The organism is Streptomyces sp. Alt3, from assembly GCF_030719215.1.
GTDB classification, from domain to species: domain Bacteria; phylum Actinomycetota; class Actinomycetes; order Streptomycetales; family Streptomycetaceae; genus Streptomyces; species Streptomyces glycanivorans.
This window is the reverse complement of sequence record NZ_CP120983.1, coordinates 6012760-6028231: the sequence shown is the minus strand read 5'-3', so window position 1 is coordinate 6028231 and position 15472 is coordinate 6012760. Positions and strand designations below refer to the sequence as shown.

The following is a 15472-nucleotide window of genomic DNA, read 5'->3' as shown; positions in this document are numbered from 1 at the left end:
CCGGCAGCGGACGCTCCCGGGACTCAGGGCGTGCTCCGCCTCAGCCCGAGGCTCCGTAGAACCGTTCGTCCACCACCGCCCGTGCACGCCGGGTGATCCGCCGGTAGTCGTCCAGCATGTCCCCCACGTGCCCCGGCTCGTAGCCGAGGTAGCGGCCCACCGCCGTCAGCTCACGCGGGTTGGAGGGGAACGTGTCGCCCGGCCGCCCCCGCACCAGCATCACCGCGTTGCGCACGCGGGACGCCAGCACCCAGGCCTCGTCCAGGGTCCGGGCCTCCTCCGCCGGGATCAGGTCCGCCGCGCACGCGGCCGCCAGCGCCTCGCGCGTACGCGTGGTCCGCAGGCCGGGTTCCGCCCAGCCGTGCTGCATCTGGATGAGCTGCACCGTCCACTCGACGTCGCTCAGCCCGCCGCGCCCGAGCTTGGTGTGGAGCGTCGGATCGGCGCCGCGCGGCATGCGCTCGGACTCCATCCGCGCCTTGAGCCGCCGGATCTCCCGGACGGCCTCGTCACCCAGTCCCTCGACCGGGTAGCGCAGCGGGTCGACGAGCTCGACGAACGCGCGCCCCAGCTCCCCGTCGCCGGCCATGGGCTCGGCGCGCAGGAGCGCCTGGCTCTCCCACACCAGCGACCAGCGCCGGTAGTAGGCCCCGTACGACTTCAGGGTGCGGGCGAGGGGACCGGTCTTGCCCTCCGGCCTCAGGTCGGCGTCGATGAGCAGAGGCGGATCGGCGGTCGGCAGCTCCAGCAGTCTGCGCATCTCCGCGACGACGGCGTTCGCCGCCCGGGCGGCCTCCTCGTCGCTGACCCCCTCCCGGGGCTGGTGGACGAACAGGACGTCCGCGTCCGAGCCGTAGCTCAGCTCGTGCCCGCCGAAGCGGCCCATGCCGATGACGGCGAACCGGGTCGGCAGGGTGGAGCCCCACCGCTCGCGGACGGCGGCGCGCAGCGCCCCGGAGAGCGTGGCGGCGTTCAGGTCGGTGACGGCGGATCCGACCCGGTCGACCAGGGCCCCCGGGTCGGTCTCGGCCGGGTTGTCCTCGGTGCCGTACGAGCCGATGATGTCGGCCGCCGTCGTACGGAACAGCTCACGCCGGCGAACGCCGCGGGCCACCGCGACGGCCGCCTCCGCACCGGGGGCACGGCCGACCGCGGCCAGCACCTCCTGCTCCAGGTGGTCCCGGCTGCGCGGCCTCAGTCCCTCGGGGTCGCCGAGGATGGCGACGGCCTCCGGGGCGCGCATCAGCAGGTCCGGGGCGAGCCGGCCGGCGGACAGGACCCGGGCGAGGTTCTCGGCGGCGGCGCCCTCGTCGCGCAGGAGGCGTAGGTACCACGGGGTCTTGCCGAGCGCGTCGGACACCTGCCGGAAGCCGAGGAGCCCGGCGTCCGGATCGGCGGAGTCCGCGAACCAGCCGAGCAGCACCGGCAGCAGCGTCCGCTGGATCGCGGCCTTGCGGGAGACCCCCGACGACAGGGCTTCCAGGTGCCGCAGCGCTGCGGCGGGATCGGCGTAGCCGAGGGCCTCCAGCCGGACACCGGCGGCCTTGGCGCTGAGCCGGCTCTCGCCGGGGGCGAGCTGGGCCACGGCGTCCAGGAGCGGCCGGTAGAAGAGCTTCTCGTGCAGCCGCCGCACGACGGAGGCGTGCCGCCGCCACGCCCGGTTCAGTTCGGCGACCGGGTCCGTACGCAGCCCGAGGGACCGCCCGAGCCGACGCAGGTCGGCCTCGTCCTCGGGGACCATGTGGGTGCGGCGGAGCCGGTAGAGCTGGATGCGGTGCTCCATGGCCCTCAGGAAGCGGTAGGCCTCGTCCATCTGCGCGGCGTCCGCCCGGCCGACGTATCCGCCGTCGGCGAGTGCCCCCAGCGCCTCCAGCGTGGAGCCGACGCGCAGGGTGCTGTCGCTGCGCCCGTGGACCAGCTGGAGCAGCTGGACGGCGAACTCGACGTCCCGGAGCCCGCCGGGGCCCAGCTTGAGCTCGCGGTCGACACGGTCGACGGGGATGTTGTCGACGACGCGCCGGCGCATCTTCTGTACGTCGCCGACGAAGTTCTCCCGGTCGGCGGCCTGCCACACCAGCGGGGACACGGCTTCGAGGTACTCCGCCCCGAGCTCCGGGTCGCCCGCGACGGGCCGGGCCTTCAGGAGCGCCTGGAACTCCCAGGTCTTGGCCCAGCGCTGGTAGTAGGCGAGGTGCGAGGAGACGGTCCGCACCAGCGGTCCGTTGCGGCCCTCGGGGCGGAGGTTGGCGTCGACGGGCCAGATGGTGCCCTCGACGGTGGTGTCGGAGCAGATCCGCATCATGTGGGCGACGAGCCGGGTGGCGGCCTGAAGGGCGCCGCTCTCCTCCGCGCCGTCGATCGGTTCGCCTACGAAGATCACGTCGACGTCGGAGACGTAGTTCAGCTCGTGTCCGCCGCACTTGCCCATCGCGATGACGGCGATACGGCACTGCGCGGCGTCCGAGGGCGCGTCGGCGCGGGCGATGGCGAGCGCCGCACGCAGGGTGGCCGTCGCGAGATCGGCGAGCTCCGCGGCGACCTCGGCGACGTCCGTCGTCCCGCAGACGTCACGGGCCGCTATCGAGAGCAGGGACCTGCGGTAGGCGACCCTCAGCGAGTCCGGGTCGACGACGTCGCTGAGCATGTGCTCGAACTCGGGGACCCCGGGGTGCAGATCGGTGGCCTCGTAGGTGACCAGCGCCTGCCAGTCGCGCGGATGCCGTGCCAGATGGTCCCCGAGCGCCTCGGAGGCACCGAGGGCGCCGAGGAGCCGGTCCCGCAGCGGCTTGGCCGTGACGAGGGTGTCCAGCAGGATCTGCCGCTCGTCGGCCTCCTCGGCCTCGACGAGCCGCACGAGGCCGTGCAGGGCCAGATCGGGGTCGGCCGTCGCACCGAGCGCGTCGAAGAGGACTGGATCGGCGCGTACGGAGGAGAGCTCGGGCAGGTCGAGCAGGCGTTCGGCGGCCGACGGATCGGTGAAGCCGTGCCGCAGCAGGCGGGTGAACGTACTGCTCCTGCGTCCCGGCACCGTCGTCATCCCGTGTCTCCTGCCCGCCGATCGCACATATCCGCCCTACGAGCCTAGCCCCGTGCAGATGAATCCGGAGCGGCGGCGTGGCCCGTTCACCGGGGCCACGACCGGTGCAAAGGCCACGCACACCGCCGTACCGCCCAGGGGGTTCCCCGGGCCCGTTCCCCGGTCTACCGGGGCCTGGTGCCGATGACGACGGTGGCGTACAGCTCCTCGGAGACGACGACACGCGCGGCCAGTCCGCCGCTCCGCACCGTCTCCTCGGCCACCGGCGCCTGCCGCTCGCTCGTCTCGACCAGCAGGCTGCCGCCGGGGGCCAGCCAGTCCGCCGCCTCGCCGACGACGTGCCGCATCACGTCGAGGCCGTCGCCCCCTCCGTCGAGCGCGACGAGCGGCTCGTGGATGCGGGCCTCGGCGGGCAGCAGCCCGACGTCCTCGGTGGGCACGTACGGCACGTTGGCGAGCAGGACGTCGACCCGTCCGCGCAGGGCGCGGGGCAGCGGAGCGAAGAGGTCGCCCTCGTGGACGGTCCCGAGCGTGCCCACGTTGCGCCGGGCGCAGCGCACGGCTGCGGGTTCCACGTCGGCGGCGTGCAGTTCGATGTCCCGCAACGTCGACGCGAGCGCACGGCCGAGCGCCCCGGTGCCGCAGCAGAGGTCGACCACGACCGCCCGGTCGGGCGCGAGTGCGGCGGCCTGCCGCACGAGGAACTCCGTACGCCGCCGGGGCACGAAGACCCCCGGGTCCACGGCGATGCGCAGCCCGCAGAACTCGGCCCAGCCGAGGACGTGTTCGAGCGGGTGTCCGGCCACTCGGCGCTCCAGCATGGCCGCGAGTGCGGCGGGGTCGGCCGCTGTCGACAGAAGGAGTTCCGCCTCGTCCTCGGCGAAGACACAGCCGGCGGCGCGAAGGGCGGTGACGAGGGTGGCGAAGGTGAGCTGTGGGGCGAATTCCTGCACGGTGCGGAGCCTTTCGGAAGTACCGATGGGCGCTCCGCGATCGCTCAGGCCCGTTCGGACCTGCGACGGCGAGGAGTGAGCACCCAGCCTGCTGAAGCGGTAATGGGTCTCACCTCCTGGGTCGGTCCCGGTCTCGGGAGGGGTCACACTACCCGAGACCGTTCGCCCCGACACCGGCCGGCGACGTCGCGCCCCGGCCGCGCTCCAGCGAGCGTGCGTCCTGCGTCCGTTCTCCGTCTCGCGGTACGCACTTCCACAGCCCGGCCCATGAGTGTACGTTCGTACATGCTGAGCCCGGGGTGACGTCCGCCCCGTCGCATTCTCGTGAAAGACGTGCCTGATGGACCTGTCCACCCGTCGCCGCCGGACGGCGTTGTTCCTCTTCTTCCTCATACCCGGCCTGTCGATCTCCTCGTGGGTGACGCGAACCCCCGACATCAGGGATCAACTGGGCGCTTCCACGGCCGAGATGGGGCTCGTCCTGTTCGGTCTGTCCGTCGGGTCGATGCTCGGCATCCTGATCTCAGGAGCGCTGGTGGCACGGTTCGGCACCCGGCCGGTCATGGCTGTGGGGGTGGCTCTGGTCATCGTCAGCATGGTGGTCGTCGGCTTCGGGGCGCTGCTCGGGTCCGCACCCACCGTCACGGCGGGGCTGTTCCTCTTCGGCGCCGGGATGGGCGGTGGCGAGGTCGCGGTCAACATCGACGGCGCCGAGGTCGAACAGCTCATCGGCGGGACCGTACTGCCCACCCTGCACGGCTTCTTCAGCCTCGGCACGGTGGTGGGGGCCGCCGTCGGCATCCTGCTCACCGCGACCGAGTTCCCGGTGCAGTGGCACCTGACCGCGACAGCCGTGGTCACCGCCGGGATGTTCGCGTACGCCATCCGCTCCATCCCTCCCGCGGTCGGCAGGACCAAGGGGCTCCGGTCGGCCGACGGCGGACCCGCGCCGGCCCGGAGCGCCGTGTGGAAGGACAGGCAGCTGCTGCTGATCGGCGGCATCATCCTCGCCATGGCCCTTGCGGAGGGCGCCGCCAACGACTGGCTCCCCCTGCTCATGGTCGACGGCCACGGCGTGGACCCCGCCCTCGGGTCGGCCGTCTACGCGGGCTTCGCCGCCGCCATGACGATCGGCCGCTTCAGCGGCGCGTTCTTCATCGACCGCTTCGGCCGCGCGCCCGTCGTGCGGGCCAGCGCCCTGTCCGCCGCCCTCGGGCTCACGCTCGTCATCTTCGCCGACTCCCCCGTGTTCGCGGGCGCCGCGGTGCTGTTCTGGGGGCTGGGGGCGTCGCTGGGCTTCCCCGTGGCCCTGTCGGCGGCCGGCGACTCGGGCCCCGACTCGGCCGCGCGCGTCAGCCTGGTGGCGATGATCGGTTACATCGCGTTCCTCGTCGGGCCCCCCGGACTCGGCTTCCTGGGCGACCACTACGGGCTGCGCTCCGCCATGATCGTCGTCCTCGCCTTCGTCGCCGTGGCGGTCTTCCTGGCCCCGGCCATCGGCACCCGCCGCACCGCGCAGCCGGAGGTTCACCCGGCGCCGTCGGCCGCACCCGACGCCGCCCCGGACGTCACCCGGGCGGCCGGGGGCGAGTGACGGGCCGCGGGGCGCCCGGACGGCCGCCCGGTCAGCCGATCAGGTCCAGGATCGCGCGGTCGGACCACCGGCCGGCGGCCCCCGCGCGGAGGCGAGGTAGGCGGCGACGGTGGCCGCGTCCCACGCGCCCGCCGCCGTCAGGCCGGAGGCGACGAGACGCAGGTAGGCGCCCGACGGGGGCACCGGCGTCACGTCGCCGGCGCTCCACGGGGCGGTGAAGGTCAGTACGGGGTGCCCGTCCATGCGCCCCGCGCACACCAGCGTCTCGTAACGTCCGCTCCCCAGCGTGGCGACGCCGGCGGTGAGCACCTCGCTGAGGTCCAGGTCCTCGCCCGGCTCCCGGTACATCTCCTGGGCGGCGATGTCCGCGAACTGCGAGGCCGGGACGAGGTGGGCGCGGGCGTACACCCGCCCCTCGCCGCCCGGGTCGTAGAAGGCCCGTCCGCCGCCCCAGACCGGCGACTCGGTGGCGAAGTAGAGGTCGCCCGGGAGCTCCACGGGCACGGACCTGCAGGGCGGGCGCCGGTCCCGGCACCCCGGGTACACCGTGCCGGCCCCGGGCGGCCGGCCGCCCTCGATGTAGCAGGCGAGCCTGCCCAGGTGCGTGTTGGAGCCGTACGCCGTGTACCAGACGTACCGCGGCTCCAGCTCCCCCGCGACCAGCGGCTCGATCCGGCGTACGTGGACCATCCGGTGCCTCCCCTGCCGAGCTCGGCGATGCGGTGATCATCGCCCGCGGGACGGAGCGTGACCGCGAGGCCGCGCCCAACCGTCCGGCCGACGGCCCGGAGGCGGCCCGGAGACGACCCGGAGTCGGCCCGGAGTCGGCCCGGACGGCAGGTGGGCCCGCAGCCGGTGGCTGCGGGCCCACTCGCGGGACGTGCGCCTACAGCACCGGCAACAGGTTCTTCAGCTCGAAGGCGGAGACCTCGCTGCGGTACTCCTCCCACTCCTGCTTCTTGTTGCGCAGGAAGAAGTCGAAGACGTGCTCGCCCAGCGTCTCGGCGACCAGTTCGCTCTTCTCCATCAGCGAGATCGCCTCGCCCAGGTTCTGCGGCAGCGGCTCGATGCCCATCGCGCGGCGCTCCGAGTCGGAGAGGGCCCAGACGTCGTCGTCGGCTCCGGCCGGGAGTTCGTAGCCCTCCTCGATGCCCTTGAGGCCCGCGGCCAGCAGCACCGCGTACGTCAGGTAGGGGTTGGCGCCGGAGTCGATGGAGCGGACCTCGACGCGGGCCGAGCCGGTCTTGCCGGGCTTGTACATCGGGACGCGGATCAGGGCCGAGCGGTTGTTGTGGCCCCAGCAGATGTACGAGGGGGCCTCGCCGCCGGCGCCCGCGGAGCGGCTGGAGCCGCCCCAGATTCGCTTGTAGGAGTTGACCCACTGGTTGGTCACGGCGGAGATCTCCGCGGCGTGCTTGAGCAGGCCCGCGATGAAGGACCGGCCGACCTTGGAGAGCTGGTACTCGGCGCCCGACTCGTAGAAGGCGTTGCGGTCGCCCTCGAACAGGGAGAGGTGGGTGTGCATGCCCGAGCCCGGGTACTCCGAGAACGGCTTCGGCATGAAGGTGGCCTGCACACCCTGCTCCAGCGCGACCTGCTTCATGACGAGTCGGAACGTCATGATGTTGTCGGCGGTGGAGAGCGCGTCCGCGTAGCGCAGGTCGATCTCCTGCTGGCCGGGGGCGCCCTCGTGGTGGCTGAACTCGACCGAGATGCCCATCGATTCGAGCATGGTGATCGCCTGGCGGCGGAAGTCCATGCCGACGTTCTGCGGGGTGTGGTCGAAGTAGCCGGAGCTGTCGGCGGGGGTGGGGCGGCTGCCGTCGACCGGCTTGTTCTTCAGCAGGAAGAACTCGATCTCGGGGTGGGTGTAGAAGGTGAAGCCGAGGTCGGAGGTCTTCGCGAGGATGCGCTTGAGGACGAACCGCGGGTCCGCGAAGGAGGGCGAACCGTCCGGCATCAGGATGTCGCAGAACATCCGTGCCGTCCCCGGAGCCTCCGCGCGCCACGGAAGGATCTGGAAGGTGCCGGGGTCCGGCTTCGCGATCATGTCCGATTCGTATACACGGGCGAAGCCCTCGATCGCGGAGCCGTCGAAGCCGATGCCCTCGTCGAACGCCTGCTCCAGCTCGGCCGGGGCCACGGCGACGGACTTGAGGTAACCGAGAACGTCGGTGAACCACAGCCGTACGAAGCGGATGTCGCGCTCCTCAAGCGTCCTGAGGACGAATTCCTGCTGCTTGTCCATAGCCACATCCTTGCAGTTCAGACGGTCCGTGCACCACCGCCCGGGGTAGGGGGGACACCTCAGTATCACGACCCGGGATTTCACCCAGATTACGCACACGGTGTGAGAGAGAGCACGCGGCCACCCACTACGATCGGCGCCCGTGGTGTGCACGGGCCGCAGCCGCTGTGCCACGGCCCGCCGCGACCGTGTTCTCCACGCTCCGCTCCCGTCCCTCCCGACCCCCTGGCAGAAGGACCCGACGTCATGAGCTTCGACCGCAGGACCCGCATGGAGCAGATGCGCAGCGCCGACCGTGCGCGCGACCGCCGCAACAAGGTCCTCGCCATAGGCGTGAGCGCCGTCGTGGTCGCCGGCCTGCTCGGTTTCGGCTCGTACATGCTCCTGGAGAAGTCCGAGGCGAAGGAGAGGACCGAGGGGAGCCAGGCGCAGGACGCCAAGCAGACCGAGCAGACCGAGCAGCAGAAGAAGAAGCTCGCCGCGGAGCCGATCGCGGACGAGAAGTCGTGGGACGCGGAGAAGCTGACCCGTGACCACGTCACCACGGAGGTGACGTACCCCATGGAGCCGCCGGTCGGCGGGAACCACAATCCGGCCTGGCTGAACTGTGACGGCGTCGTATACGAGAAGGCCGTCCCGAACGTCAACGCCGTGCACGCCCTGGAACACGGTGCGGTCTGGGTGACGCACAACGGGAAGGCATCCCCGGAGGACGTCGACGCGCTCGCGTCGCGCGTCAGCAGCACCCCGTACTCCCTGATGTCCCCGTACGAGGGACAGGCCGGGGCGATCATGCTCAGCGCCTGGGGCAAGCAGGTCACGGTGGACGGCGCGGACGATCCGCGGGTCGCCCGGTTCTTCGCCAAGTACGTCCAGGGCGCGCAGACGCCCGAGCCCGGCGCGCCCTGCACCGGCGGGGTCGACGGGTGAGCGCCGCGCTCACCCGTCGCACGCGGTGGGCCGTGGGGTCCGCCGTGGCCGTGGCCCTGCTGTTCGCCGGGGCGGCGACGGTCGCCTCCGCGCGCGGGGACGGGGCGGCGTCCGCTCCCCTCACGCCCGCCGCGGACTCGGCCGACGCGGGGTTCGCGCGGGACATGGCCGTCCATCACCAGCAGGCCGTGGAGATGTCCTTCCTCGTGCGGGACACGACCGACGACGAGGACGTGCGCCGTCTCGCGTACGACATCGCCAACACGCAGGCCAACCAGCGCGGGATGCTGCTCGGCTGGCTCGACCTGTGGGAGCTCCCGAAGACGGCGCCCGAAGGGCAGGGCCCGATGGCCTGGATGGCGGACGCCCACGGCGGCCACAGCGGCCACAGCGGCCACGACATGCAGGACATGAAGGGGATGGAGGGCATGGACCACGACGGGGCCCTGATGCCCGGCATGGCCACCAGGACCGAGCTGGAACGGCTCCGCAAGGCCCGCGGCAAGCAGGCGGAGATCCTCTTCCTGCAGCTGATGACCGACCACCACAAGGGCGGCGTCGCGATGGCCCGGGGCTGCGCCGAGCAGTGCGCCGTGGCCGTGGAGGGGCGGCTGGCCCGGGGCATGGTCGAGGCCCAGCAGTCCGAGCTCGACCTGATGGCGGACATGCTCACGGCGCGCGGGGCCGCACCCCGTCCCTGAACACGGAACCGGCTCGGCGTACGCCCGAACGAGTGACAGCACTCGCGTGCGCCGGGCCGTCCCGGCACGATGGAAGGACTCGGGGAACGTCGAGCAGTGCCCATCGGCACGCAGGAGGCAACCCCATGACCACGGCCAAGGACATCATGCACACCGGGGCCCACTGGATCCCCGCCCACGAGACGCTCGACCGCGCCGCACAGATGATGCGGGACCACAAGGTGGGAGCCCTTCCCGTCTCCGCCAGCGGTGAGCAGGACCGGATGGTCGGGATCATCACCGACCGGGACATCGTGATCAGGTGCGTGGCGTCGGGGCACGATCCGTCGACGGTGACGGCGGGCGAGCTCTGCGACGGCACTCCGCGCTGGATCGAGTCGACGGCGGACGTCGACGCGGTGCTGGAGACGATGCAGAGCCATCGGATCCGCCGGCTCCCGGTGATCGAGGAGAAGAAACTGATCGGGATGATCAGCGAGGCCGACCTGGCGCTCCACCTCTCGGACGAGCAGGTCGCCGGATGGGCGGAGAGGGTCTACTCCCGCGCCTGACCGCCCTTCCCCCGCTCCGGCGCCCTCCATGGCCGGCCCGGGCCCCGGGCGTGCTCCGGGCACCCCGGACCGTGCCGTCGGGTGTCGGGTGCCGTACCCCTTTACCCGACAGGGGTACGGTGCGCAATATGTCTGAAATGCACACTCGCCGCGCCGTGCTCGGCGCCGGTGCCGCCCTGGCCGGAGCAGCGGGACTCGCCTCACAGGCCGTCGCCTCCCACGCCCACGCCGCTCCCCGCCGCCGCACATCCGCCCCCTCCTCCGTGCGAGCCGCGGACGAGTACGTAGCGCCCGACGGGCCGGAGGTCGTGGACGCCGAGGCCCGACGGGGCGCCGGGCCGGTCCGGAAGGTCTCGCTGACCGCCACCGCCTCCCGTCTGGAGCTGGGCGGCGGTCTCACCGTCCCCACCTGGGCGTACGGCGACCGTCTGCCGGGTGAGGCGATCAGGGTCACGGCGGGCGACACCCTCGAACTCGCCCTGGCCAACCACCTGCCGCAGGCCACGACGATGCACTGGCACGGTCTCGCCCTGCGCAACGACATGGACGGCGTGCCGGCACTGACGCAGCAGGCGGTGAAGGCGGGCGCCGACTTCACCTACCGGTTCACGGTCAGCCGCCCCGGGACCTACTGGATCCACCCGCACTCGGGTGTCCAGCTCGACCGGGGGCTGTACGCGCCGCTGATCGTGGAGGACCCGAAGGAACCGCTGGCGTACGACAAGGAGTGGGTCGTCGTCCTCGACGACTGGCTCGACGGGGTGGACGGTTCCACCCCCGACGCGGTCCTCGACGAACTCACCGGGGGCCGGGGTTCGGCCCATGACGCCGCCGGCCACAAGGCGGCCCGTCGCGCTGCCGACGGCGACGCCCCCTCGCGGCTCCTGGCCGGCGCGAGCAGCGATCTGCTCGGCGGCCACGCCGGCGACGTCGCCTACCCGCACTACCTGGTCAACGGGCGCAGGGCGAGCGACCCTTCGGTCTTCGAGGCCGCTCCCGGCGACCGCATCCGGCTTCGCGTCGTCAACGCCGGCGGCGACACCGCGTTCCGGCTGGCGCTCGGGGGGCACCGGATGACGGTGACGCACACGGACGGCTTCCCCGTGCGGCACACCGGGACCGACACGCTGCTGCTGGCGATGGGTGAGCGGTACGACGTGCTGGTGACCGCGGGGGACGGCGTGTTCCCGCTTACCGCGCTCGCGGAGGGCAAGGAATCATCGGCACTGGCCGTGCTGAAGACCGGGTCGGGCGAGATCCCGCCGGCCACGGTGCGGCCCTCCGAGCTCGACGGCGAGCTGGTCACGGCCGACCGGCTGGCCCCGGACGAGTCGGTGGCCCTCACGGAGCGCGCACCCGACCGGACCGTACGCATGACGCTCACGGGTTCCATGGACGCGTACGACTGGGCCTTCGACGGCAAGCCCTACGACCCGGCGGCACGGCATCCCGTCAAGGCCGGGGAGCGCGTGCGGCTGGTCTTCACCAACCGCACCTCGATGTGGCATCCGATCCATCTGCACGGCCACACGTTCGCCATGGCCGGCACCGCTCCCGGCGCCCGCAAGGACACCGCCGCGGTCCTGCCGGGACGCTCGCTGACGGTCGACTTCGACGCGGACAACCCCGGCCTGTGGATGCTCCACTGCCACAACGTCTACCACGCCGAAGCGGGGATGATGACGGTCCTCGGCTACCTGCGCTGACCCTGCGGCGCACCCCGCCCGGAGGCGGCCCACAGCTTCCGGACGGAGGTGCGCCGGGACATAGCGTCAGTCAGACGATTACACTGGCCACGTGCCTCAACTACGTCTCGCACTCAATCAGATCGACGCGACGGTCGGAGACCTCGCCGGCAACTCCGAGTCGATCCTCCACTGGACCCGGCACGCCGCCGAGCAGGGCGCCCACCTGGTGGCGTTCCCCGAGATGGTGCTGACCGGGTATCCCGTCGAGGACCTGGCCCTGCGGTCGTCCTTCGTCGAGGCCTCGCGGAAGGCGCTGCGCGCGCTCGCCGTCCGTCTCGCCGACGAGGGCTTCGGGGAACTGCCGGTCGTCGTCGGCTATCTCGACCGCTCGGAGCACACCGCGGTCCGCTACGGCCAGCCCGCCGGGTCCCCACGCAACGCCGCCGCCGTGCTGCACCGCGGGCGGATCGCGCTGAACTTCGCCAAGCACCACCTGCCGAACTACGGCGTCTTCGACGAGTTCCGTTACTTCGTGCCGGGCGACTCCATGCCGGTCGTGCGGGTGCACGGCATCGACGTGGCACTCGCGATCTGCGAGGACCTGTGGCAGGACGGCGGCCGTGTCCCGGCCGCGCGCGCCGCCGGAGCGGGGCTGCTGCTGTCGATCAACGCCTCTCCGTACGAGCGCGACAAGGACGACACCCGGCTGGAGCTGGTCCGCAGGAGGGCCCAGGAGGCCGGCTGCACCACGGCCTACCTGGCGATGATCGGCGGCCAGGACGAGCTGGTCTTCGACGGGGACTCCATCGTCGTCGGCAAGGACGGCGAGGTCATCGCCCGCGCGCCGCAGTTCTCCGAGGGCACCGTGATCCTCGACCTCGACCTGCCCGCCGCCGCGGCCGGGGCACCGTCCGGTGTCGTCGCCGACGGGCTGCGGATCGACCACGTGGTCCTGAGCGAGGAACCGCTGCCGGCCTACGAGCCCGAGCTGGCCGGCGGATACGCCGAGCGGCTGGACGACGACGAGGAGCTGTACTCGGCACTGGTCGTGGGTCTGCGCGCGTACGCCGCGAAGAACGGTTTCAGCAGCGTGCTGATCGGCCTCTCGGGCGGTATCGACTCGGCGCTGGTCGCGGCGATCGCCTGCGACGCGCTGGGCGCCGGGAACGTGTACGGCATCTCGATGCCGTCGAAGTACTCCTCGGACCACTCCAAGGGCGACGCGGCGGAACTGGCCCGGCGTACGGGACTGAACTTCCGCACCGTCCCGATCGAGCCGATGTTCGACGCGTACATGGGTTCGCTGGGGCTCACCGGGCTGGCGGAGGAGAACCTCCAGTCGCGGCTGCGCGGCACGATGCTGATGGCCGTCTCCAACCAGGAGGGCCAGATCGTGCTCGCGCCGGGCAACAAGTCCGAGCTGGCGGTGGGCTATTCCACGCTGTACGGGGACTCCGTCGGGGCGTACGGGCCGATCAAGGACGTGTACAAGACGTCGGTCTTCCGCCTCGCGAAGTGGCGCAACCGCGCCGCCGAGGAGCGCGGGCAGACACCGCCCGTCCCGGAGGCGTCGATCACCAAGCCGCCGAGCGCCGAACTGCGCCCGGACCAGGTGGACACGGACTCGCTGCCGGACTACGACGTGCTGGACCGCATCCTGGAGATGTACGTCGACCGGGACCAGGGCAGGGACGCGATCGTGGCGGCCGGCTTCGACGACGCGCTGGTGACGAGGACGCTCCGGATGGTGGACACGGCGGAGTACAAGCGCCGGCAGTACCCGCCGGGCACGAAGATCTCGCCGAAGGGCTTCGGCAAGGACCGCCGTCTGCCGATCACGAACCGCTGGCGGGAGTCGAGCGAGGACTGACCGCGCGGAGAGGACTGCGCCCGGGACGCCTCGGTGTCCCGGGCGCAGTCGCGTGCGGTCCCGCCGTGTGGCGCAGGTCACCGGAACCCCTCGGGCCGGCCGGAGAGGTAAGCGGTGTGAGCTGTGATGAACGGGAAGACCGGGAGCGGATGCGTGCAGGGATCAGGGCGGGCGACCGCGAGGCGTTCGCCGCGCTCTACGAGGAGTACGCGCGGGCGGTCTACAACCACGCCTACCGTCTGACGGGCGACTGGTCGACGGCCGAGGAAGTCATGTCCGACACCTTCCTGGCGGCCTGGCGCACCCGCCGTTCCGTCGAGCCGGAGGGTGACTCGCTGCGGCCGTGGCTGCTGGGGATCGCCACGAACAAGGCGCGCAACGCCAGGCGCGGCACCGGGCGGCGCCTGGCCTTCCTGGCCCGCCGACCCGCCCCCGAACCGGTGGCGGACATCGCGGACGCCACGGCAGGGCGTGTCGACGACGAACGGCGGCTCGCCGCGGTCCGGCGGGCGCTGGACGGGCTCCGCCGCCAGGAACGTGAGGTGCTGGTCCTCTGCGTCTGGTCCGGGCTGGACTACGCCGAGGCGGCCGAGGCCCTGGACGTCCCGGTGGGCACCGTACGGTCGCGGCTGTCCCGTGCCCGTACCCGGCTCCGGCGGCTGACCGACGAGGAGCTCGGCCGGGAGCCTGACAGCTCCGTGCGCGAAGTAAGCCCCGGAGAAGCGGTCCGCACCGGGAGGGAACCCCGCCCCGGCCGCGGAGAGGTAGGGAGCAGGGCCGCGTTCGTGGCCCTGCCCATCCAGGAGGAAGCCCGATGAACGACCGCCCCTCCGGCCCCGAGCGGGCCGAACACGAGGAGATGGCCCGGCTGTTGCCGGCCCCGGCCGAACGGGACCTGCCCCCGGGCCGTCATCTCCACCACAAGGACACCCTGATGCGTCTGATCGACCAGGACGGCGACCGTGCCACCGAACGCACCCGCTCCCGCCTCCTGCGGCCCGCCGTCCTGCTGCCCGCCGCCGGACTGGCCCTGGGCGGGGTGCTGCTGACCACGCTCGCCGTGACCGGCCAGGACAGCGCTCCGGCACCGTCCGCCGCGGGCACCGGTTCCCGGACCACGGCCGCGCACGGCGCGGCGGTCCTGCTCGACCGGATCGCCCTGGCCGCCGGGAGGAGCGGCGGACGGACGGTCACCGGCGACCAGTTCGTGTACGTCAGGACGCTGGGGACCGGCAACGAAGGTGAGTTCGGTGGCCCGGTGAAGCTGACCGAGCCCGGCGAGCGCGAGGTCTGGATGTCGCAGAAGGCGGGACCGGTGGTCGATGTCGGCCTGATCCACGAGGACGACGCGTACGTCCCGATCGTCGTCGGCGTCCCGGACGGCGAGACCCCCGTCGGCTACCCGGCGGGCCTCAACCGCCCGACGTACGCCTGGCTGGCCTCGCTGCCCACCGACCCCGACGTCCTGCTCCGGCGCCTCACCACCGAGATCACCCGGGACCAGGACTCGCGTGACACCCCGGCCGAGGACCGGGACGAGGCGCAGGACGCCTTCGACGCCATCGGCGAGCTTCTGCGGGAGACGGTGATGCCGCCGAAGACCGCTGCCGCCCTCTACAGGGCCGCGTCGAGGATCCCCGGCGTGACCGTGGACCCCGACGCGGTGGACGCGGCCGGCCGGCACGGGATCGGCGTGGCCCGCGACGACGTCCGGGCAGGCTGGCGCACCGCCTGGATCTTCGACTCGGCCACCCTGGAGTACCTGGGTGAACGGACCTGTCTCAGCAGGGACACCTCCATGGGCAGGAAGGGCACCCTGATCGGTGCGTCGGCCGTCCTGGAGCGTGCGGTGGTCGACGCCCTGCGCGAGAGGCCGTCGACGACGACCTGATCCTGCGGG

Annotated in this window: 12 protein-coding genes; 8 read left to right on the top strand and 4 right to left on the bottom strand. The window is 72.4% G+C overall.

The genetic code is table 11. The annotated features are described in order from the left end of the window. Positions 1 to 40 precede the first annotated feature (40 nt). Both P8A20_RS26580 and P8A20_RS26575 read right to left on the bottom strand, forming a co-directional pair. A complete protein-coding gene (locus P8A20_RS26580) occupies positions 41 to 3037 on the bottom strand; it encodes a bifunctional [glutamine synthetase] adenylyltransferase/[glutamine synthetase]-adenylyl-L-tyrosine phosphorylase (RefSeq protein ID WP_147963122.1) in 2997 nt (998 codons plus the stop codon). Between the two features lie 164 nt (positions 3038 to 3201). Next, a complete protein-coding gene (locus tag P8A20_RS26575) occupies positions 3202 to 3990 on the bottom strand; it encodes a putative protein N(5)-glutamine methyltransferase (RefSeq protein ID WP_147963123.1) in 789 nt (262 codons plus the stop codon). A 340-nt stretch (positions 3991 to 4330) separates the two neighbouring features. Between P8A20_RS26575 and P8A20_RS26570 the strand changes: the two genes are divergently transcribed. Beyond that, positions 4331 to 5584, top strand: a complete 1254-nt coding sequence (locus P8A20_RS26570) for an MFS transporter (protein ID WP_147963124.1) — start codon at positions 4331 to 4333, stop codon at positions 5582 to 5584. 39 nt (positions 5585 to 5623) lie between these two features. Here P8A20_RS26570 and P8A20_RS26565 read toward each other — a convergent pair whose 3' ends face one another. Together P8A20_RS26565 and glnA2 are read right to left on the bottom strand one after the other, a co-directional pair. Then, positions 5624 to 6274, bottom strand: coding sequence for a histone deacetylase (locus tag P8A20_RS26565; RefSeq protein WP_147963125.1), 651 nt, complete (start codon positions 6272 to 6274; stop codon positions 5624 to 5626). A 196-nt stretch (positions 6275 to 6470) separates the two neighbouring features. Then, positions 6471 to 7832, bottom strand: coding sequence for a gamma-glutamylpolyamine synthetase GlnA2 (glnA2, locus tag P8A20_RS26560; RefSeq protein ID WP_147963126.1), 1362 nt, complete (start codon positions 7830 to 7832; stop codon positions 6471 to 6473). 246 nt (positions 7833 to 8078) lie between these two features. On the opposite strand from glnA2, the gene P8A20_RS26555 reads away from it, so the two are divergent. The 7 genes from P8A20_RS26555 to P8A20_RS26525 all read left to right on the top strand — a co-directional run bounded on the left by P8A20_RS26555 (position 8079) and on the right by P8A20_RS26525 (position 15463). Continuing rightward, the gene (locus P8A20_RS26555) at positions 8079 to 8762 is read left to right on the top strand and encodes a thioredoxin-like domain-containing protein (RefSeq protein ID WP_147963127.1); all 684 of its coding nucleotides are present in this window, start codon (positions 8079 to 8081) and stop codon (positions 8760 to 8762) included. Beyond that, complete coding sequence (locus P8A20_RS26550) at positions 8759 to 9463, top strand: DUF305 domain-containing protein (RefSeq protein ID WP_306104370.1); 705 nt, start codon at positions 8759 to 8761, stop codon at positions 9461 to 9463. The genes P8A20_RS26555 and P8A20_RS26550 overlap by 4 nt, the downstream gene beginning before the upstream one ends. A gap of 125 nt (positions 9464 to 9588) precedes the next feature. Beyond that, the gene (locus P8A20_RS26545; RefSeq protein WP_147963129.1) at positions 9589 to 10014 is read left to right on the top strand and encodes a CBS domain-containing protein; all 426 of its coding nucleotides are present in this window, start codon (positions 9589 to 9591) and stop codon (positions 10012 to 10014) included. 128 nt (positions 10015 to 10142) lie between these two features. Then, positions 10143 to 11720: a multicopper oxidase family protein gene (locus P8A20_RS26540; protein WP_306104369.1), complete on the top strand. Its 1578-nt coding sequence runs from the start codon at positions 10143 to 10145 to the stop codon at positions 11718 to 11720. A 91-nt stretch (positions 11721 to 11811) separates the two neighbouring features. Continuing rightward, positions 11812 to 13572 (top strand): NAD+ synthase, encoded by a 1761-nt coding sequence (locus tag P8A20_RS26535; RefSeq protein WP_306104368.1) that lies wholly within the window; start codon positions 11812 to 11814, stop codon positions 13570 to 13572. A gap of 149 nt (positions 13573 to 13721) precedes the next feature. Beyond that, a complete protein-coding gene (locus tag P8A20_RS26530; protein ID WP_147963132.1) occupies positions 13722 to 14390 on the top strand; it encodes an RNA polymerase sigma factor in 669 nt (222 codons plus the stop codon). After that, the gene (locus P8A20_RS26525) at positions 14387 to 15463 is read left to right on the top strand and encodes a CU044_5270 family protein (protein ID WP_306104367.1); all 1077 of its coding nucleotides are present in this window, start codon (positions 14387 to 14389) and stop codon (positions 15461 to 15463) included. Before P8A20_RS26530 ends, P8A20_RS26525 begins: the two co-directional genes overlap by 4 nt. Positions 15464 to 15472: the final 9 nt, after the last annotated feature.